The organism is Polaromonas sp. P3_C2, from assembly GCF_056402675.1.
In genome coordinates, this window is the sequence record NZ_JBFUGX010001089.1 from 1 (window position 1) to 866 (window position 866).

The following is an 866-nucleotide window of genomic DNA, read 5'->3' on the forward strand; positions in this document are numbered from 1 at the left end:
CAGCGCGCTGCTGGCTTTGACTTCGCCCAGCGAAAAACTGGTGTGCAAGTCTTTCACATTGGGCAGGTTGATCAGGTTTTGCAGCGCAAACTTGCTGAAGGCTTCCAGGTCTTGCGCCACCACCTGCAGCTCAAAGGTGCCGGTGCCGCTGATGTAGTGGCAAGAGACGATCTCCGGCAGCTTCTTGATGGCCTCTTCCAGCTGGCGCGTTGCGTCGCCACTGTTGCGGTCAGCGTCCAGCCGGACAAAAGCCAGCACGCCCAGCCCGATCTTGTGACGGTTGATCTCGGCCCGGTAGCCGGTGATGAAGCCGCTTTCTTCCAGCGCCCGCACGCGCCGCCAGCAGGGCGCGGCCGACAGGCCCACGCGGGAGGCGAGTTCCGTGTTCGTCAACCGGGCGTCGAGTTGCAACTCATTCAGGATGGCGATATCAAACTTATCTAATGTTTCCATATTCACAACTTTACAGCAAGATTCTTTCTGGAAGTGCCCTAAATTGGGCAAACAAAGCAAAGACATATCACGGCTGGCGGCATACACTTTGCATGCAACTAGAGGGCGCCCCCTATCCGGGTGTGGCCCTTCTGCCAGCCTGCCCACAAAGCGGTACTAACAAACAGTCCTGGAGACCCACGAACATGAACGCGCCCCTACCTGAACACATCCGCAAAGCGCTAGAGACCGTCACGCTTGACGATAAATATTCTTTAGGCCACGGCCGCGCCTTCATGAGCGGCGTCCAGGCGCTGGTTCGCCTGCCCATGCTGCAGCGCACGCGCGATGCGATCGAGGGGCTGAACACGGCGGGTTTTATCAGCGGCTACCGCGGCTCGCCGCTGGGCGGTTATGACCAGGCCCTGTGGGCT

At 59.4% G+C, this 866-nt stretch carries 2 protein-coding genes; one reads left to right on the forward strand and one right to left on the reverse strand.

What is annotated here, in order from left to right; genetic code table 11:
• Positions 1-453: Lrp/AsnC family transcriptional regulator (locus AC1DWI_RS24810; protein WP_477726131.1), on the reverse strand; the 453-nt coding region annotated here is incomplete at its 3' end.
• A gap of 185 nt (positions 454-638) precedes the next feature.
• On the opposite strand from AC1DWI_RS24810, the gene AC1DWI_RS24815 reads away from it, so the two are divergent.
• The coding region (locus AC1DWI_RS24815; protein WP_477726132.1) for a hypothetical protein at positions 639-866 on the forward strand (228 nt) is incomplete at its 3' end.